15 protein-coding genes, 1 pseudogene and 1 riboswitch are annotated in these 18,224 nt (G+C 67.9%); of the genes and pseudogenes, 5 read left to right on the forward strand and 11 right to left on the reverse strand.

Annotated elements, in window-relative coordinates:
- Positions 1-54 precede the first annotated feature (54 nt).
- The 4 genes from AX708_RS18210 to AX708_RS18225 all read left to right on the forward strand — a co-directional run bounded on the left by AX708_RS18210 (position 55) and on the right by AX708_RS18225 (position 4,425).
- Positions 55-1,548, forward strand: coding sequence for a CoA-acylating methylmalonate-semialdehyde dehydrogenase (locus tag AX708_RS18210; RefSeq protein WP_067490569.1), 1,494 nt, complete (start codon positions 55-57; stop codon positions 1,546-1,548).
- Between the two features lie 5 nt (positions 1,549-1,553).
- Positions 1,554-2,501 carry a polysaccharide deacetylase family protein gene (locus tag AX708_RS18215; protein WP_066530835.1) on the forward strand — a complete coding sequence of 316 codons (948 nt, stop codon included), beginning with the start codon at positions 1,554-1,556 and terminating at the stop codon, positions 2,499-2,501.
- Positions 2,498-2,974, forward strand: coding sequence for a hypothetical protein (locus AX708_RS18220; RefSeq protein WP_066530829.1), 477 nt, complete (start codon positions 2,498-2,500; stop codon positions 2,972-2,974). Before AX708_RS18215 ends, AX708_RS18220 begins: the two co-directional genes overlap by 4 nt.
- A gap of 140 nt (positions 2,975-3,114) precedes the next feature.
- Positions 3,115-4,425, forward strand: a complete 1,311-nt coding sequence (locus AX708_RS18225; protein ID WP_066530827.1) for a lipopolysaccharide biosynthesis protein — start codon at positions 3,115-3,117, stop codon at positions 4,423-4,425.
- Positions 4,426-4,441: 16 nt separating this feature from the next.
- On the opposite strand, the gene gcvPB is transcribed toward AX708_RS18225, so the two are convergent.
- The 5 genes from gcvPB to gcvT are packed head-to-tail and all read right to left on the reverse strand — an operon-like array spanning position 4,442 to position 9,720.
- Positions 4,442-6,004, reverse strand: a complete 1,563-nt coding sequence (gene gcvPB / locus AX708_RS18230) for an aminomethyl-transferring glycine dehydrogenase subunit GcvPB (protein WP_066530825.1) — start codon at positions 6,002-6,004, stop codon at positions 4,442-4,444.
- A complete protein-coding gene (gene gcvPA, locus AX708_RS18235) occupies positions 6,001-7,377 on the reverse strand; it encodes an aminomethyl-transferring glycine dehydrogenase subunit GcvPA (RefSeq protein WP_066530823.1) in 1,377 nt (458 codons plus the stop codon). The genes gcvPB and gcvPA overlap by 4 nt, the downstream gene beginning before the upstream one ends.
- Before the next feature lie 34 nt (positions 7,378-7,411).
- Complete coding sequence (locus AX708_RS18240; RefSeq protein WP_066530821.1) at positions 7,412-8,209, reverse strand: glycosyltransferase; 798 nt, start codon at positions 8,207-8,209, stop codon at positions 7,412-7,414.
- A complete protein-coding gene (gene gcvH, locus AX708_RS18245; RefSeq protein WP_066530819.1) occupies positions 8,206-8,577 on the reverse strand; it encodes a glycine cleavage system protein GcvH in 372 nt (123 codons plus the stop codon). The genes AX708_RS18240 and gcvH overlap by 4 nt, the downstream gene beginning before the upstream one ends.
- Positions 8,578-8,580: 3 nt before the next feature.
- Entirely contained in the window at positions 8,581-9,720 is a 1,140-nt protein-coding gene (gcvT, locus tag AX708_RS18250) for a glycine cleavage system aminomethyltransferase GcvT (protein WP_082745626.1), read from the reverse strand.
- A gap of 169 nt (positions 9,721-9,889) precedes the next feature.
- Positions 9,890-9,991: riboswitch (glycine riboswitch) on the reverse strand.
- 140 nt (positions 9,992-10,131) lie between these two features.
- Here gcvT and AX708_RS18255 point away from each other — a divergent pair.
- Positions 10,132-11,331: a cation:proton antiporter gene (locus AX708_RS18255; protein WP_066530816.1), complete on the forward strand. Its 1,200-nt coding sequence runs from the start codon at positions 10,132-10,134 to the stop codon at positions 11,329-11,331.
- Positions 11,332-11,599: 268 nt separating this feature from the next.
- Here AX708_RS18255 and AX708_RS18260 read toward each other — a convergent pair whose 3' ends face one another.
- The 6 genes and pseudogenes from AX708_RS18260 to AX708_RS20130 all read right to left on the reverse strand — a co-directional run.
- A complete protein-coding gene (locus AX708_RS18260; RefSeq protein WP_066530813.1) occupies positions 11,600-12,817 on the reverse strand; it encodes a serine hydrolase in 1,218 nt (405 codons plus the stop codon).
- 67 nt (positions 12,818-12,884) lie between these two features.
- Positions 12,885-13,250 carry a hypothetical protein gene (locus AX708_RS18265; RefSeq protein WP_156443430.1) on the reverse strand — a complete coding sequence of 122 codons (366 nt, stop codon included), beginning with the start codon at positions 13,248-13,250 and terminating at the stop codon, positions 12,885-12,887.
- 108 nt (positions 13,251-13,358) lie between these two features.
- A complete protein-coding gene (gene metH / locus AX708_RS18270) occupies positions 13,359-15,959 on the reverse strand; it encodes a methionine synthase (protein ID WP_066530809.1) in 2,601 nt (866 codons plus the stop codon).
- 108 nt (positions 15,960-16,067) lie between these two features.
- Complete coding sequence (locus tag AX708_RS18275) at positions 16,068-17,111, reverse strand: homocysteine S-methyltransferase family protein (RefSeq protein ID WP_066530808.1); 1,044 nt, start codon at positions 17,109-17,111, stop codon at positions 16,068-16,070.
- The gene (gene metF, locus AX708_RS18280) at positions 17,108-18,040 is read right to left on the reverse strand and encodes a methylenetetrahydrofolate reductase [NAD(P)H] (protein WP_066530805.1); all 933 of its coding nucleotides are present in this window, start codon (positions 18,038-18,040) and stop codon (positions 17,108-17,110) included. The genes AX708_RS18275 and metF overlap by 4 nt, the downstream gene beginning before the upstream one ends.
- A pseudogene (locus AX708_RS20130) lies at positions 18,037-18,224 on the reverse strand (ArsR family transcriptional regulator); the annotation flags it as partial. The pseudogene AX708_RS20130 and the gene metF, both read right to left, overlap by 4 nt.

Below are 18,224 nucleotides of genomic sequence, written 5' to 3' on the forward strand. Positions count from 1 at the left end.
GCAAGCATCGCCCTCGGGGGGCATTGGGGGCGCGAGACAGGAGAGACACCCCACATGCGTCAGATCGACCACTTCATCGTCGGCGACACCCCCGCCCCCGCTCGCAAGCACAGCGTCTGGAACCCCTCGACCGGCGAAGTGCAGGCCGAAGTCGCGCTCGGCGACGCGGCGCTGCTCGCCCGCGCGGTGGAGACCGCAAAGCGCGTCCAGCCCGGCTGGGCCGCGACCAACCCCCAGCGCCGCGCGCGGGTGATGTTCGCCTTCAAGGAACTGGTCGAGGCGAACATGCAGAGCCTCGCCGAGATGCTCTCGAGCGAGCACGGCAAGACCGTCCCCGACGCGCGCGGCGACGTGCAGCGCGGCCTCGAGGTGATCGAATATGCCTGTGGCCTGCCGCAGATCATGAAGGGCGAATATACCCACGGCGCGGGACCGGGGATCGACGTCTACTCGATGCGCCAGCCGCTCGGCATCGGGGCGGGGATCACGCCGTTCAACTTCCCGGCGATGATCCCGATGTGGATGTTCGGCATGGCCTGCGCGGCGGGCAATGCGTTCATCCTCAAGCCCTCCGAGCGTGACCCGAGCGTGCCGGTGCGGCTTGCCGAACTGTTTCTCGAAGCGGGCGCGCCCGAGGGGCTGCTGCAGGTCATCCACGGCGACAAGGAGATGGTCGACGCGATCATCGATCACCCCGATATCGCCGCGATCAGCTTCGTCGGCAGCTCCGACATCGCGCAATACATCTACGCCCGCGGGAGCGCGAACAACAAGCGCGTGCAGGCTTTCGGCGGCGCCAAGAACCACGGGATCGTGCTGCCCGACGCGGACCTCGACCAGGTCGTCACCGATTTGACCGGCGCGGCCTTCGGCTCGGCGGGCGAGCGCTGCATGGCGCTGCCGGTCGTGGTGCCGGTGGGCGAGGACACCGCCGAGAAGCTCAAGGAAAAGCTGCTGAAGTCGATCGCCGGCCTGCGCATCGGCGTCTCCAACGATCCCGAGGCGGATTACGGCCCGGTCGTCACCCCCGAGCACAAGGCGCGGATCGAGCAGTGGATCACCACCGCCGAAGAGGAGGGCGCCGAGATCGTCGTCGACGGGCGCGGGTTCACGCTGCAAGGCCACGAGAAAGGCTTCTTCGTCGGCCCGACGCTGATCGACCATGTCACCCCGCAGATGCGCTCCTATCAGGAGGAGATTTTCGGCCCCGTGCTCCAGATCGTGCGGGCCAAGGACTTCGAGGAAGCCGTGCGCCTGCCCTCCGAGCACCAGTATGGCAACGGCGTCGCGATCTTCACGCGCAATGGTCATGCGGCGCGCGAATTCGCGGCGCGGGTGAATGTCGGGATGGTCGGGATCAACGTGCCGATCCCGGTGCCGGTCGCCTATCACAGCTTCGGCGGGTGGAAGCGTTCGGGCTTCGGCGACATCGACCAGTATGGCGTGGAAGGCCTCAGGTTCTGGACCAAGAACAAGAAGATCACCCAGCGCTGGCCCGACGGCGGCGGGGACGGGTCGAACGCCTTCGTCATCCCGACGATGGGGTGAGCCGGGTGCGGTCGCTGCTATTTGCGTTGTGGGCGGTGCTGCTGGCGCTGGCCGCCCCGCTCGCCGCTCAGGACAAGCGCATCGCGCTCACCTTCGACGATGTGCCGCGCGGGGCCGGCGCGTTATTCACCCCTGAGGATCGCTCCAAGCGGCTGATCGCGGCATTGCGCGAGGCGGGCGTGACGCAGGCCGCATTCTTCGTCACCACCGACAATCTCGGCACCCCCGACGGCGCAGGCGGCGAGGCGCGGATCGCCGCCTATGTCGCCGCCGGACACGTGATCGCCAATCACAGCCACACACACCAGCACCTCGACCAGATCTCTGCCGAGGCCTACCTCGCCGACCTCGACCGTGCCGCCGCGTGGCTCAAGGGCCGCCCCGGATACCGCCCGTGGTTCCGTTTTCCCTTCCTCGACGAAGGCGGGCGCGATGCGGCCAAGCGCGACGCGGTGCGGGCGGGCCTTGCCGCACGGGGCCTCAGGAACGGCTATGTCACCGCCGACGGGTCGGACTGGCACTTGGAAGCACTGACCGTCGAGGCCGCGCGGGCCGGACGCGCCATGGACATGGCCGCGCTGCGCAAGCTCTACCTGCAATCGCAGATAAGCGGCATCGCCTATCACGATGCCCTCGCCCGCCGCACGCTGGGCCGCTCGCCGACGCATGTGATGCTGCTCCACGAAACCGATCTCGCCGCGCTGTTCATCGCCGACCTCGTCGCCGAACTGCGCAAGGACGGCTGGACGATCATCACCGCCGACGAAGCCTATGCCGATGCCGAGCTCGCCGCTGCCATGCCGGTCGTCCCGCACACCTCGGGCACGCTCACCGGCATGATGGCGTGGGAGCGCGGCATCCAGCCCCCCTTCGCCCCGCTGTGGATGGGCACCGACATGATGAGCTGGCTGTTCGAGACGAAGGTGCTCGTCAAAATGGAGGACGGCAAATGACATCGGCAACCCCACCGCTCGCTCTGGCAGCGGCCCTGCTTCCCCTCGCCGCCTGCGGTAGCGAGCCGGAGCAGCAGGCTGCCGCGCCCGAACCGGTTGCCGCGGCGACCCCCGCGACGGCGCAGACCGGTGCTGCGCCGCTCGATCCCGATATCGCGAAGGGCGAGATCCCCGCGCGGTTCCACGGCGTGTGGGATGCGGTCAGCGGGACCTGCGATCCCGCCTCCGACCTGCGCGTGGAGATCGCCGCACGCCGCATCGGCTTCTACGAAAGTGCCGGCGATGTCGCCGGGGTCGGCAGCGAAGGCAGCGATGCCATCGCCGATCTCGTGATGGAGGGCGAGGGTGAAAGCTGGGTGCAGACCACCCGCCTTTCGATCGAGACCACGCCCGAGGGCGAGCGGCTGCACCTGTCCGACGCGGCCGAGCCCAAGGTGCCGGATGACAACCCGCGCAAGCGCTGCCCCGCCTGAACACCCGCCGGCGCTTCGCAGCAAGGCCTGCGAACCCCTCGCAATCCCCGCTTGGCTAATCCGGCGCTTTGCGGCTAAGGCCGCGCCCATGTTCAGCCTGCCCCTGCCCGCCGCGCGCGCCACCTCCGCGCGCTAGAGCCATGAAGCAGGTTTTCGCCAACATGGGCTGGCTGCTCGGCGGGCGCGGGTTCAATGCCGTGCTCAGCCTGCTCTACCTCGCTATCGCGGCGCGCACCTTGGGCACCGACGGCTTCGGCTACATGGCGCTGATCATCGCGCTGGGGCAGGCGATCACCGGCTTCTCCAGCTTCCAGACCTGGCAGTTCATCGTCCGCTGGGGTGCCGACCCCGAGAACCCCGGCGTCGATATCGAGCGCGCGCGCGAGGCGACCGGGTTTGCGGTCGCGCTGGACCTGCTCTCCTTTGCGGGTGGAACCATCGCCTCGGCGGTGCTGGTGCTGACCGCGCCGCTTTGGCTCGACGTGCCGCCCGACCTCATGTGGCTGACCTTCTGGTACTGCGTGATCTCGGTCGCGACGATCCGCACCACGCCCACGGGGATGCTGCGGCTCCACAACGAATACGGCAAGGCGACCTGGGCCGAGGCGGTGCAGCCGGTGATCCGTGCGGGCGGCGCAGGGCTGGCCTGGTGGCTGATGCCGAACGTGACCGGCTTCATCCTCGCTTTCGCCGCGTCAGAGGTAGGCACTGCGCTGGCGCTGTGGGCGGTGGCGGTGCAGGTGCAGCCGGTGAGCCTCGCCTCGGTAAGCCTCAAGGCGATCCCCGCGCGCCACAAGGGCGTGTGGCGGTTCGTGGTCTCGACCAACCTCTCCAGCAGCCTCGCGGTGGCCGGCAAGCAGGTGATGATCCTGCTGGTCGGCACCTTCGGCGGGGCATATCTTGCGGGCGGCTTCCGCATCGCTAACCAGTTGGGCGTGGCGCTGATCGCGCTGGCACAGACGATCTCCAAGGCGATCCTGCCCGAGCTGGTGCAGTCCAAGGGCGGCGCTGTCGAGATCGCGCGGCGGATGGCGAACATCGCCGCGATCGCCGGGGTGACGGCGGTGGTGACCGCAATCCTGTTCGGGCGCGAGGGGCTGGCACTGATCGCGGGGCCGGAGTTCACGGGCTTCTACTGGGCGATGATCATCCTCAGCATCGCCGGCGCGGTCGAGCTGGTGGGCGCGAGCCTAGAAAGCCTGCTGATCTCGGCGGGCAAGGCGCATATCGCCTTCCTCGTGCGGCTGGTGCCGACGATCCTAGCGCTGCTGTTTCTGGAAGCCGCGATCGACTGGAAGGGCGCGCAGGGGGCGGGCTTTGCGGTGCTGGGATCGAGCCTGCTCGCGGTGGTCGGCTTCTATGTGGCGATCGTGAACCTCAAGCAGTTCCGGCTGGTGGTCGAGCCCGACGAAGAAGGGGCGGACCAGCGGCCCGCCCCTCCCAAGTCCTGAGCCTTTCCGGCAGCCCTTACCCCTCGTAAGCGAGCTTCGGCTTCCGCGCCGCGCCGGTCTCGTCGAGCCTGCGCCGCGGCGAGTAATAGGGCGCTGCCTTAAGCGCCTCGTCGCCTTCCAGCGCACGCTCGACCACGCCTCGAAACGCCGCGATGAACTGGTCGATCGCGGCCTTGCTCTCGGTCTCGGTCGGCTCGACCAGCATCGCGCCGTGGACCACCAGCGGGAAATAGACCGTCATCGGGTGATAGCCCTCGTCGATCAGGCCCTTCGCCACGTCGAGTGTCAAGAGCCCGTTGGTGAAGTCCTTGTCGCCGAACAGCGCCTCGTGCATGCACGGCCCGCTCGCGCCGAAGGGGGCGTGGAGGATGTCCTCCATCGAGCGCAGGATGTAGTTCGCGTTGAGCACCGCGTCCTCGGCGACCTGCTTCAACCCGTCCGCGCCGTGGCTGAGAATATAGGTCAGCGCGCGGGTGAACATGCCCATCTGGCCATGGAACGCGGTCATGCGGCCGAAGGCCTCGGTGTGGCCGAATTCCGCCGCGCTTTCCTCTTCGACGAGGTGCACCACGCCGTCCGCGGTGCGGGCGGTGAAGGGCATCGGGCCGAAGGGCGCGAGGGCCTCGGACAGCACCACCGGACCCGAGCCCGGCCCGCCGCCGCCGTGCGGGGTGGAGAAGGTCTTGTGGAGGTTGATGTGCATCGCATCGACGCCCAGATCGCCCGGGCGCACCTTGCCGACGATGGCGTTGAAGTTCGCCCCGTCGCAATAGACGAAGCCGCCCGCCGCGTGGACCGCATCGGCCATCTCGCGGAAGTCCTTCTCGAACAGGCCGCAGGTATTGGGGTTGGTGATCATCACTGCGGCGACATCCGGCCCGAGGCGGGCCTTCAAGGCGGCGACATCGACGCGGCCTTCGGGGGTCGCGGGAATGTCCTCGACGCGGAAGCCCGCGAAGGCAGCGGTGGCGGGGTTGGTGCCGTGGGCGCTTTCGGGCACCAGCACCACGTCGCGCTTGTCACCGCGTGCTTCCAGCGCGGCGCGGATGCACAGCATCCCGCACAATTCGCCATGCGCGCCCGCCTTGGGGCTCATCGCAACGCCATGCATGCCGGTGAGCGTGATCAGCCAATGCGCCAGCTCGTTCATCACCTCGAGCGCGCCCTGTACGGTCGAGACCGGCTGGAGCGGGTGGATGTCGGCAAAGCCCGGCAGCCGCGCCATCTTCTCGTTGAGGCGCGGGTTGTGCTTCATCGTGCAGCTGCCGAGCGGGAAGAAGCCGAGGTCGATCCCGTAGTTCTGCCGCGACAGGCGCGTGTAGTGGCGCACCGTCTCGGGCTCGGTCAGGCCGACGAGGCCGATCGCTTCCGAACGGGCGAGGCCGCCGAGGCGGGTCGGGGCGCTGGCGTCCACTGCGGGCAGGTCGACACCGGTCACATCGGCGCGGCCGATCTCGAACAGCAGCGGCTCTTCGAGCATCAGCCCGCGGTTGCCGGTGCTGGTGACGGGGCCGCCGAGGAAGCCGCTTTCGGCGATCTGCATTTCGGGCTTCCAGCCGCTCTTGTTGGGGGCGTTCATTGCGCGGTCTCCTTGATGGCGGCTTCAAGCTCTTCGGCGAGCCGTTCGATATCCTCTTCGGTGGTGGTCTCGGTCACGGCGACCAGCAGCGCCTGTTCGAGCGCCGCGACCCCCGGATAGAGCCGGCCCAATGACACCCCGCCGAGCACACCCCTGTCAGCCAGATCGCGGATCACCGCGCGCGCCGGCTTCCCGGGGAGCATCACGGTGAACTCGTTGAAGAAGGCGTTGTTCAGCACCGCCACCCCCGGCACCTTGGCGAGACGGTCGGCAGCGAGGCAGGCGAGACGGTGGTTCTCCGCCGCCAGCTCGCGCAGGCCCTTCTCGCCCAGCAGCGTCATGTGCACGGTGAAGGCCAGCGCGCACAAGCCGGAGTTGGTGCAGATGTTGCTCGTCGCCTTCTCGCGGCGGATGTGCTGCTCGCGGGTCGAGAGCGTCAGCACGAAGCCGCGCTTGCCCTCGGCATCGGTGGTCTCGCCGCACAGGCGGCCGGGCATCTGGCGCACATGCTTGGGATCGCGCACGGCGAAGAGGCCTAGGTAGGGCCCGCCGAATTGCAGGCCGACGCCCAGCGACTGGCCCTCGCCCACCACAATGTCCGCGCCCATCTCGCCGGGGCTCTTGATCGCGCCCAAGGCCACGGGCTCGGTGTTCACCACCACCAGCAGCGCGCCCTTGGCATGGGCGGCTTCGGCGACGGGGGTGAGGTCGGCGATGCGGCCGAGGATGTCGGGATATTGCACCACGACGCAGGCGGTCTCCTCGTCGATGCGCCCGATCAGGCCGGTCAGCTCCGGGTCCGGCGTGATCGAGGGCAGCGCATCGGCGATGGTGTCGCCGGTGTAATGCGCCATGGTCTTCACGACCTCGGCATAATGCGGGTGGAGCGCACCCGAGAGCACCGCGCGCTTGCGCTTGGTCACGCGGGTCGCCATCGCCACCGCCTCCCAGCACGCGGTCGAGCCGTCATAGAGCGAGGCGTTCGCCACCGCGCAGCCATAGAGGCGGGCGACCTGGGTCTGGAACTCGAACAGCATCTGCAGCGTGCCCTGCGCGATTTCGGGCTGGTAGGGCGTGTAGGCCGTCAGGAACTCGCCGCGCTGGATGATGGTGTCGACGCTGGCGGGCACGTGATGGCGATAGGCCCCCGCGCCGAGGAAGAACGGCACCTCGCCCGCGACGAGGTTCTTGGCCGCGAGCTTCTTCATGTGGCGTTCGACCGCCATCTCGCTCGCATGCATCGGCAACCCGTGGATCGGGCCGTCCAGACGGGCGACTTCGGGCACGTCGACGAACAGGTCGTCGATGGTCGAAGCGCCGATTTTCGCCAGCATCGCCTGCCGGTCGGTATCGGTGAGGGGAAGGTAGCGCATGGGAGAGAGGTGTCCGTGGCTGGGGGTGGAAAGGTCAGGTGTTGAGGGCGGCAAGGTCGGAAAGGGCGGCGGCGAAGCGCGCCGGACCGGTGTGCGAGGTGCGCATCCACGGCGCGAGCCAGATGCGGAAGCCCGCCGCGCGCGCGCGGTGGCAGAAGGCGTAATCGTCAGACAGCATGTGGCCGGTGGCCGGGTCGATCATCGGGTGGAACAGCGCGGCGAGCGTCTCGCCCACCAGCCCGCTCTCACGGTCCATCGCGTCGGCGGTGTAGGCGAGTTCCGGGTGGCGCGCGGCGAGGCCTTCGACCACGTCACGGCGGATCACCATCAGCCCGGTGCCGGTGTGCTTCAGCTCGATCGGCTGATCGAGCGCGAAGCTGGCCGCCGGTTCGAGCGGTTCGAGCGGGAAGAGGCCGGAATACTTCTCCAGCGCGGCAGGGTTGCCCTCTGCCAGCCCCTTGGCGGCGGCCGAGGCGACGAGGTTCCAGTTGATCCGCCGCTTGGGATAAGGCGCGCCGACCACCGCGAGCCGCTCATCGCCCGCCATCCGCTGCACCAGCGCGACGAGCTCTTCGGGGACGAAGCCGATATCGCCGTCGATGAACACGAGATGCGTCGCGTCCGAATTGAGGAAGGCGGCGGCGAGGACATTGCGCGCGCGGTCGATCACCGGGTTGTTGCTGAGCCAGGCGAAGGCGCATTGCACCCCCGCCCGCTCGGCCGTGCCCGCCAGGCCGACAACACTGCGCAGATAGTCACCCTCGGCCCCGCCATAGAGCGGGGTGGCGACCATCAGGCGCAGCGGCGCGGTAGGCGGGGTGCTTTGGCTCACAGGTCCTCGACGAAGGCCTTGTAGCCGTCCTCGTCCATGAGCTTGTCGAGCTCGGCGGGGGCGGCGATGGTCATCTTGAAGAACCAGCCGGCATCCTCGGGCGAGGAGTTGACCAGCGCGGGGTCTTCCTCGAGCGCGCTGTTGGTCTCGGTCACTTCGCCGGTGATCGGGGCGTAGACGTCGGAGGCGGCTTTGACGGACTCCACCACGGCGGCGTCCTTGCCCTGCTCGATCATCGCGCCGACTTCGGGCAGTTCGACGAAGACGATGTCACCGAGCTGCTGCTGGGCATAGTCGGTGATGCCGACAGTCGCGACGTCATCCTCGACGTCGATCCATTCGTGTTCGTCAGTGTAGTAGCGCGGCATGGGTCAGCTCCCTCGGTAGTAGCGGTGGGGGACGAAAGGCGTGGGCGAAACGGTGGCGGCGAGGCGCTTGCCGCGCACCTCCACCTCGATCTGGGTGCCGATGGCGGCGTGTTCGCTCGCGACATAGGCCATGGCGATGGGCGCGCCGAGCGTGGGCGAAAAGCCGCCGCTGGTGACGGTGCCGATCTTCTCCGTGCCGGCGAAGACTTCGGCACCCTCGCGGGCGGGCAGGCGGCCTTCGAGCTTGAGGCCGACCCACTTGCGCGCGGTGCCTTCCGCGATCTCGCGGTTGATCCGTGTCGCCCCGGGGTAGCCGCCTTCCGTCCGGCGGCGCTTGTTGATGCCGAAGGTGAGGCCCGCCTCGATCGGTGAGGTTTCGGGCGAAAGGTCGTGGCCGTAGAGCGGCAGCCCCGCTTCGAGCCGCAGCGAATCCCGCGCGCCGAGGCCGATGGGCTTCACCTCGGGTTCGCCGCAAAGCAGGTCGGCGATCTCGGCAGCGGCTTCGGCGGGGAGCGAGATTTCGAAGCCATCTTCTCCGGTATAGCCCGCCCGGGCGATGGTGACATCGTGGCCCACCAGCGTGAAGCGGCCGAACTTCATGAAGGTCAGCGCCGAAAGCGGGTATTCGCCTGTCGCATGGCGGGCAAGCGCGTCGGCGGCCTTGGGGCCCTGAAGCGCGAGCAGCGCACGCTCGTCGAGGTAGTTCATGGTGATGTCGTCGGGCAGGGCTTCGCGCAGCGTGCCCATGTCGTCCCACTTGGTCGCGCCGTTGACCACCAGATAGAGCGCCTCGGGCCAGCGCGAGATCATCAGGTCATCGAGCACGCCGCCGTTCTCGTCGAGCAGCAGCGAATAGCGCTGCTGGCCGAGCTTCAGCGTGCTGAGGTCGATCGGCAGCACCGCCTCGACCGCCGCGTCGAGATCGGGGCCGGAGAGCACCAGCTGGCCCATGTGGCTGACGTCGAACAGGCCCGCGCTCTCGCGGGTCCAGGTGTGCTCGGCGACGATCCCTTCGTACTGGATCGGCATCTCGTAGCCCGCGAAGGGCACCATCCGCGCGCCCCGCGCCCGGTGCCACGCATCGAGCGGCAGCGGCTCCAGCGCGATGTCTTCGATCTGATCGTCGGTCTCGTGGTCGCTCACTTGGGTGTTCCCCGGCAGAATACGGCAGTCCGGCAGCGCCCTTGCGGCGCTCCCTCACAAACTGCCCCCTCTGTCGGGTGACCTGAGAGCTTCGGCGGGCCGCGCGAGCGCGGGCCAGCCTCCCCTTCGGTGGCCCCGGCGCTGGTCCGGGACGCTTTCCAGAGTGTCACACAGCCGAGCGGTCCGGTGGCCTGAGAGTTTCCGGGGCGGTTGCTCCTTCGGCGCCTTTGCCCCGTTTGACCGAGGCATCGGGCTCTCCCGCTCGCCTGCCCGCCACAGAATCGCTCCTGCACCGGAAGACGCGCCTGCGATGCCCATATTGCTGCACCGCGTCAATTGGCGACACACCCCTTTGCCGTGTGGAAAACGCATTTGCCCCGCCTCGCGCGGCCCAATAGACACTCCCTCGCCATGAACCTCACCGAAATCTATCTCATCGCCCTCACGATCATCTTCGCCGTGCCGTGGCTGGTGTGGCGCGTAGCCCGGACCGACTATTGGGCGCCGCTCGTCGTCGTCCAGATCGTCGGCGGCATTCTGCTCGGCCCCGGGGTGCTGGGCGCGGCCTTCCCCGACTACTACGCCTTCGTCTTCCGCCCCGAGGTCATCACCGCGCTGAACGGCGTTGCGTGGTGGGCAGTGATGATGTTCGTGTGGATCGCCGGGATCGAGCTCGACCTCAGCCAGGCATGGAAGCATCGCGGCGAGACGGGCCTCACCGCTGGCCTCGCCCTCGGCATGCCCCTGCTGGCGGGCACGGCGGCGGCGGCGGTGATCCTGCAATTCCCCGGCTGGCGCGGGCCCAATGGCGCGTATTGGCAAGCCCTGCTCGGCATCGGCATGGCCTGCGCGGTCACCGCGCTCCCCATCCTAGTGCTGCTGATGGACAAGCTCGGCATCCTGCGCGAGGCGCTGGGCCAGCGCATCCTGCGATACGCCAGCCTCGATGACATCGCGATCTGGGGCGTGCTGGCGCTGATCCTGCTCGACTGGGAGCGCATCGGACGGCAGGCGGTGTTCCTCGCCGGCTTCACGATCGCGGCGTGGGGCATCCGCGGGCTGATGGCACGCCTCGCTGAGGCCGACCGCTGGCCGGTGGGCCTCATCTGGCTCGCGGTGTGCGGCTTTGCCGGCGACTGGTCGGGCCTCCACTTCATGGTCGGCGCCTTCCTCGCGGGCGTGGTGCTCGATGCCAAGTGGTTCGGGCACGAGGCGATGGACCGCTTCCGCGACGTGGTGCTGCTCACCATCATGCCGGTGTTCTTCCTCTCGACCGGCCTGCGCACCCAGTGGGAGGGCGGCGGGCTCGCGGTCTTCGGCGTCGCCGGGCTGCTGCTGGTGGCGGCGGTGGGCGGCAAGCTCCTGGGCGTCCACATCGCCGGACGCCTGCTCGGCTGGAGCCGCACCGAGGCGAGCCTGATCGGTTGGCTGCTCCAGACCAAGGCGCTGATCATGATCATCTTCGCCAACATCCTGCTCGACAAGGCGGTGATCACCTCCACCACCTTCACCGCGCTGCTGCTGATGGCGGTGGGGAGCACGATGCTGACCAAGCCCTTCGCGACGCCGCTGATCGCGAAGCTCGGCGGGCGGGTGAAGGCCGAGGCGTGAGGCCGTTCAGGCCGTTCAGGCCGTTCAGGCCGGGGCCTGTTGGAGACAATGAGACACTGTATAGTGCCGAAATTCTCTCCGCCCCCGAACCGGCCATTTGGGGGCGCGAAAAGAGGTCGGCGAGCAGGGCCATGGGGGCGATCCTGCGCCATTGGCGGCCGGTAGGAAAGCCCCCTCCCCCGCCGCCTTGGCGTCTTGCGAATTGCCAACACGCCGCGCCGCGCGTCCCTCCCCGCTCGCCAGCGAATGGGGAGGGGCTTTCCGCCCGCTACTTCCCCGCCAGCTCCAGCGCGCGGGCCATCAGCGCCTTTTCGCGGGGGGTGAAATTGCCCGTGTCCTCACCGCCGGGCGGGGGCGCATTCTCGGTGGTGAAATAGACGAAGCCCCGTTTGGTGCTCTGGCTGAACCAAAGCCCCGAAACCAACCCGTATGCCTCGCCCGGATGCCCCACCCAAGCGCCGCCGGAGCCAAAAAGGTCGTCCTCACAGTCGTCGCTACCTATCCCGATCATCTGAAGAGCAAGCCCGTAGCGGCAGAAAAACTGCGATGCTCCGGTTGGCCCCCAAATGGCCGAATTTCTGAAGCGCAGGAAGCTGTTGAAGCTCAAGCGGCTGCCTTGGGGGTAACTGAAAAGCTCCTGCCCGATCCTGGCGAGGTCGACCATGCCAATGCGCACGCCCCCTTGTGGGCTGAAGATCGAGGCATTGGTGCCCGGCACATAATTGTCGAGGTTGCATGCCTGTCCGGCTATCACAGGGATGGTGCAGTTCGGCGGCAGGTCGCCCGCGCCGTCCTTCGCCACCTCGCCCGTGTCGCGGTAGAGCACCACCGCGCGCGCTTCCATGTCGGGGCCGCAGCCCACCCAGTTGAAGCAGGCCTTCACCCCCAGCGGCGCGAACACCAGCCGCTCGACCAGCCGGTCATAGCGCTCGCCGCTGGCCGCCTCGAGCACCGTCGCCACCAGCGGCGCGCCGAGGTTGGAATAGAGAAAGGTGTCCGGATCGGGCTCCAACTCCATCAATGCTTCGCGCGTCGCCGGCCGCACGCCTTTGCGCCATGACGCGGGGTCGGCGAATTTCGCCTCCAAGCTCTCCCCCAGCGGGATGATGTAATCCGCCGAACCCGAAAGCCCCGCGCGGTGCGACATCAGCTGCGCCAGCGTCACCGGCACATCGGGGAAGTAGGGCGAGCGCACCCTCCACCCGAGATAGTCCGAGACATCGCGGTCGAGATCGACCTTGCCCTCATCCGCGAGCCGCAAGGCGGCGAGCGCCATGATGAGCTTGGAAATCGAGGCGATCCGGACCGGATCATTGGCCTCCAGCTTGCGGCCCGTCGCCTTGTCCGCCAGCCCTTCGACAATCAGCGGGCGGATGGTCTCGCGGTCGAAGGCGACCACGACCGTGGCGGGCGGCGGGGGCGTGTAGACTTCCGCAGCGGCGGGGGCGGCGAGCAGCGCGAGCGCGGCGAGAGCGAGGCGGATCATGCCGCGCAGGCTGTCGCAAAGCCGTGCCCGGCACAAGCGGCAATCCGCCCGCCCGGCGCGGCGCCGGTCAGTGCATCACCAGCCTGTGCGCCCCCGCCAGCGCCAGCGCGACGACGCCGCGCACCTCGACCTCGGCCAGCTCGCTCGCGACTGAGGGTATCTCCTCCGCCGCGCGCCGCGCTTCTTCGTCGTTGCAGGCGATCACGAGGTTGAGCTCGCGACGGCTCTGCGAGACCAGCGCCATCAGCACCGTGCCGCTCGCCGTCCAGCGGTCGAGCGCCTCGCGCTCGGCGCTTTCGAGGAAATGGAGCGCGCCGTCGTCAGCGGCGGGATCGAGCCGGAGCGTGACCAGCGTGATCGGGTCGTCGCGCTCCCAGGCAGCGTCATTGGGGAAGAACCAGGCACTCGCCGTGCCATCCATGTATCGTGTCATCTTCGTGCAAACCCGTAATCCCGCCTCGTCGAACGCCATTCGCGGGGCGCGCGGGCGGGGTTACGCAATCTTGCGCAGATTCCCGATCAGTCTGACCCGCTTTTTCGATCAGTCGAGGTTGGGCCTCAACCAGCGCTCGGCGGTGGCAAGCTCGACGCCGCGGCGCTCGGCATAGTCCGCGACCTGGTCGGGGCCGATGCGGGCGACACCGAAATACTCGGCCTGGCCGTGCCCGAAATAGAAGCCCGAGACCGCCGCCGTCGGCCACATGGCGAAGCTTTCGGTCAAGGTCAGGCCGACGTTCGCGGGCGCATCGAGCAGGTCGAACAGGATCGGCTTCAGCGAGTGATCGGGGCAGGCGGGATAGCCCGGCGCGGGGCGGATGCCGCGATACTGCTCCTTGATGAGCGCGGTGTTGTCGAGCTGCTCGCCCGCCGCATAGCCCCACAGCGTGGTGCGCACGTGCTGGTGCAGCGCCTCGGCGAAGGCCTCGGCGAAACGGTCGGCGAGGGCCTTCAGGAGGATGTCGGAGAAATCGTCCTTGTCGGCGAGGAAGCGGGCCGAATGCGGCTCGATCCCGTGGATGCCGACCGCGAAGCCGCCGATCCAGTCGCCCGAGGGGTCGATGAAGTCGGCAAGGCACATGTTCGCCCGGTCGCGCGATTTCTTGACCTGCTGGCGCAGCATCGGGAGGCGCGTGCCGTTGTCGAGCACGATGTCGTCGCCGTCGCGCCCGCAAGGCCACAGCCCGGCGACGCCGCGTGCGGTCAGCCACTTTTCGGCGATGATTGTGTCGAGCATCGCGTTGGCATCGGCGAAAAGCTGGGTCGCGGTCTCGCCCACCACCTCGTCGGTGAGGATCGCGGGGTAGTTGCCGTGGAGTTCCCAGGCGCGGAAGAACGGCGTCCAGTCGATAAAGTCGCGCAGGTGTTCGAGGCTCCAGTCGTCGAACACGTGGAGGCCCGGTTGCGCTGGCGCATCGGGCTTTTCGGCGAGGTCGATCTTGAAGCCGTTCGCGCGCGCTTCTTCGAGCGGGAGGAGCTCGCTGGTCGTCCGGCCCGCGCGGGCATCGCGCACGGCGATATACTCGTCCTCGACCTCGGCGACGTAATCGTCGCGCTGGGTGTCGGAGAGGAGCTTGGAGGCGACCCCCACCGCGCGGCTTGCATCGAGCACGTGGATCACGGGGCCATCATAGGCCGGGTCGATCTTCAGCGCGGTGTGCACCTTCGATGTGGTCGCCCCGCCGATCAGCAGCGGCATGGTCATGCCCGCGCGCTGCATCTCCTCGGCGACCGTCACCATCTCGTCCAGCGAGGGGGTGATGAGGCCCGATAGCCCGATCATGTCGACCTTGTTGTCGTTGGCGCTCTGGAGGATCGTCGGCCAGGGGACCATGACGCCAAGGTCGATCACCTCGTAGCCGTTGCACTGGAGCACGACGCCGACGATGTTCTTGCCGATGTCGTGGACGTCGCCCTTCACCGTCGCCATAATGATCTTGCCCTTGGCCTTGCGCTCCTCTTCGGGGAGGAAGTCCTTCTCGGCCTCGATGAAGGGGATGAGGTGGGCGACGGCCTTCTTCATCACGCGGGCGGACTTCACCACCTGGGGCAGGAACATCTTGCCCGAGCCGAACAGGTCGCCGACGACGTTCATGCCGTCCATCAGCGGGCCCTCGATCACCTCGATCGGGCGATTGGCCGACTGGCGGGCTTCCTCGGTGTCCTCGACGATATGGGCGTCGATGCCCTTCACCAGCGCGTGTTCGAGCCGCTTGGTGACCGGCCAGCCGCGCCATTCCTCGGCTTCCTTCTCGGCCTTGGCGTCCTTGCCCTTGAAGCTTTCGGCGAGTGTGATGAGGCGCTCGGTGGCGTCGGGATCGCGGTTGAGGATCACGTCCTCGCAGGCCTCGCGCAGCGCGGGGTCGATCTGGTCGTAGACGTCGAGCTGCCCGGCGTTGACGATCGCCATGTCGAGCCCGGCGGGGATCGCGTGGTAGAGGAACACCGAGTGCATCGCGCGGCGCACCGGCTCGTTGCCGCGGAAGGAGAAGGAGAGGTTGGAGAGGCCGCCCGAGTAATGCGCGTGGGGGCACAGCTCACGCAGTTCCTTCACCGCCTCGATGAAGTCGACGCCGTAATTGTTGTGCTCCTCGATCCCCGTCGCCACCGCGAAGATGTTGGGGTCGAAGATGATGTCCTCGGGCGGGAAGCCCTCGGCCACCAGCAGATCATAGGCGCGCTTGCAGATTTCGACCTTGCGCGCCTTGGTGTCGGCCTGGCCCGTCTCGTCGAAGGCCATCACCACCACCGCCGCGCCATAATCCATGCAGATGCGCGCGTGGTGGAGGAAGGCGTCCTCGCCTTCCTTCATGGAGATCGAATTGACGATCGGCTTGCCGCTGACGCACTTGAGCCCGGCCTCGATCACCTCGAACTTCGAGCTGTCGATCATCACCGGCACGCGGGCGATGTCGGGCTCGGCGGCGATCAGCTTCAGGAAGGTCGTCATCGCGTGGACGGCGTCGAGCAGGCCCTCGTCCATGTTGACGTCGATCACCTGCGCGCCGTTTTCGACTTGCTGGCGCGCGACTTCCACTGCGGCGGCATAGTCGCCCGCCATGATGAGCTTCTTGAACGCCGCCGAGCCGGTGACGTTGGTGCGCTCGCCGATATTGATGAAGCGGGAGGAGGAGGGTTGGGTCATTTTCTCAGGTTCTCAGTTCCGTTCGTGCTGAGCTTGTCGAAGCACCGCACTCTTCTTCGGCAAAGACAGGACGGCCCTTCGACGTGCTCCGGGCGAACGGGCATTGTTCTAGGCAGCGATAAAGGCCTCGAGCCCTGCCAGCTTCATGGCAGGCTCCGGCGAGGGCACGGCGCGCGGTTCGCTGTTCGCGACCGCCTTGGCAATCGCGGCAATGTGCGCAGGGCTGGAACCGCAGCACCCGCCGAGGATGTTGACCTGGCCGTGATCGGCCCAGTCCTTGACCAGCCCCGCGGTGGTATCGGGCAGTTCGTCATATTCCCCGAGCTCGTTGGGCAGGCCCGCATTGGGGTAGATCATCAGCAGCGTGTCCGCGATCTGCGAGAGCACCTTGACATGCGGGCGCAGCTGCTCGGCGCCGAAGCTGCAATTGAGGCCGATGGTAACCGGCTTAGCATGCCGCACCGCATACCAGAAGGCCTCGACCGTGTGGCCCGAGAGGTTGCGGCCCGACAGGTCGGTGAGCGTCATCGAGATCATCACCGGCACTTCGCGGCCCAGCTCGCGCTCGAGCTGCTTGACCGCCATGACCCCGGCCTTGGCGTTGAGGGTGTCGAACACCGTCTCGATCAGGATAAAGTCCACCCCGCCCTCGACCAGCGCGCGCGCCTGTTCGAGGTAGACGTCGACGAGGTAATCGAAGGTGATCTCGCGATAGCCCGGGTCTTCGACGTCGGGGCTGAGCGAAAGCGTCTTGTTGGTCGGCCCGATCGCGCCCGCCACGAAGCGGGGCTTGCCGTCCTTCGCGGCATATTCATCGGCCAGCGCGCGGGCGAGCTTGCCGCTCGCGACATTGATTTCGCGCACGAGGCCTTCCGCCGCGTAATCGGCCTGCGAAATGCGGTTGGCCGAGAAGGTGTTGGTCGAAACGATGTCCGACCCCGCCTCGAAGTAAGCGCGGGTGATGTCGCTCAGCACGTCGGGGCGGGTCAGGGCGAGGATGTCGTTGTTGCCCTTCTGGTCAGCCTTGAGACCGAGGTTGCCGGCATAATCTTCCTCGGTCAGCTTGCGCAGCTGGATCTGCGTCCCGAAGGCGCCGTCGAAGATCAGCACGCGGTCCTTGGCGGCGGCCTGAAGTTGCTCACGCTTGGTCATGCGGCGTTCTCCGTAACGGGGCGCTTCCCAAGCATGTGGCAGATCGCATAGGCGAGCTCGGGGCGGTTGAGGGTGTAGAAGTGGAAATCGCGCACGCCCCCAGCGTAGAGGCGGCGGCACAGCTCGGCCGCGACCGTCGCGGCGACCAGCTGGCGCGCGGCGGGCTTTTCGTCGAGGCCTTCGAACAGCCCGTCCATCCACGCCGGGATCGCCGCGCCGCAGGCGGTCGCGAACTTGCGCGCCTGGGCGACGTTCGTCACCGGCAGGATACCGGGCAGGATCGGCGCGGCGATGCCCGCCGCCGCGCAGGCGTCGCGGAAACGGAAGAAGGTTTCGGCCGAAAAGAAGAACTGGCTGATCGCGCGGGTCGCCCCGGCATCGAGCTTGCGCTTGAGGTTGTCGATGTCGTCCTGCGGCGAATGCGCGTCGGGGTGGGTTTCGGGATAGGCCGCAACGCTGATCTCGAACGGGGCGATGGCCTTGAGGCCGCTCACCAGTTCGGCGGCGCTGGCATAGCCTTCGGGGTGCGGCGTGAAAGGCGCGCCGGGCTCGCCCGCATCACCGCGCAGCGCGACGATATGGCGCACGCCCGCTTCCCAATATTGCTCGGCGACCTCGCGGATTTCCGCCTTGCTCGCCGCGACGCAGGTGAGGTGCGCGGCGGCCGGCATCTTCGCCTCGCCGATGATCCGGGCGACCGTGGCATGGGTGCGCTCGCGCGTGGAACCGCCCGCGCCGTAGGTGACCGAGACGAAGCTCGGGTCCAGCGGCTTCAATTGCGTCACCGCGTCCCACAGCTGCTCTTCCATCTTTTCGCTCTTGGGCGGGAAGAATTCGAAGCTCACCGCAACGTCGCCCGGCAGGCCGGAGAATAGCGGCGTATCGGTGGCGGTGCGGTATTCGTGGAGCTGGTTGAGAGTCGGGGTCATTTCGCGGTTTCCAGAGCGGGGGTCTTGGGGGAGGCGGGGACGGGACGGCGCTTGGCCGTCCAGATCTTGACCACCAGCGCCCCGCCTTCGAGCGCGGTCGGCGGGCTGGCGGTGAAGCCGGCGGCCTTAAGCAGTTCGGCCATCTGGCGGTCCGAGAAGCCCAGGCGCACGTGCTGGTGGCGGG

The sequence above is a fragment of the Erythrobacter sp. CCH5-A1 genome (genome assembly GCF_001557115.1).
Classification (GTDB): Bacteria; Pseudomonadota; Alphaproteobacteria; order Sphingomonadales; family Sphingomonadaceae; genus Erythrobacter.

Excerpts from the sequence above, each read along its gene's own strand:
- AX708_RS18210 (WP_067490569.1), top strand. The coding sequence starts at position 55 with ATGCGTCAGATCGACCACTTCATCGTCGGCGACACCCCCGCCCCCGCT.
- AX708_RS18220 (WP_066530829.1), top strand. The coding sequence starts at position 2,498 with ATGACATCGGCAACCCCACCGCTCGCTCTGGCAGCGGCCCTGCTTCCC.
- AX708_RS18225 (WP_066530827.1), top strand. The coding sequence starts at position 3,115 with ATGAAGCAGGTTTTCGCCAACATGGGCTGGCTGCTCGGCGGGCGCGGG.
- gcvPB (WP_066530825.1), bottom strand. The coding sequence starts at position 6,004 with ATGAACGCCCCCAACAAGAGCGGCTGGAAGCCCGAAATGCAGATCGCC.
- gcvPA (WP_066530823.1), bottom strand. The coding sequence starts at position 7,377 with ATGCGCTACCTTCCCCTCACCGATACCGACCGGCAGGCGATGCTGGCG.
- gcvH (WP_066530819.1), bottom strand. The coding sequence starts at position 8,577 with ATGCCGCGCTACTACACTGACGAACACGAATGGATCGACGTCGAGGAT.
- AX708_RS18255 (WP_066530816.1), top strand. The coding sequence starts at position 10,132 with ATGAACCTCACCGAAATCTATCTCATCGCCCTCACGATCATCTTCGCC.
- AX708_RS18260 (WP_066530813.1), bottom strand. The coding sequence starts at position 12,817 with ATGATCCGCCTCGCTCTCGCCGCGCTCGCGCTGCTCGCCGCCCCCGCC.
- AX708_RS18265 (WP_156443430.1), bottom strand. The coding sequence starts at position 13,250 with ATGACACGATACATGGATGGCACGGCGAGTGCCTGGTTCTTCCCCAAT.
- metH (WP_066530809.1), bottom strand. The coding sequence starts at position 15,959 with ATGACCCAACCCTCCTCCTCCCGCTTCATCAATATCGGCGAGCGCACC.
- AX708_RS18275 (WP_066530808.1), bottom strand. The coding sequence starts at position 17,111 with ATGACCAAGCGTGAGCAACTTCAGGCCGCCGCCAAGGACCGCGTGCTG.
- metF (WP_066530805.1), bottom strand. The coding sequence starts at position 18,040 with ATGACCCCGACTCTCAACCAGCTCCACGAATACCGCACCGCCACCGAT.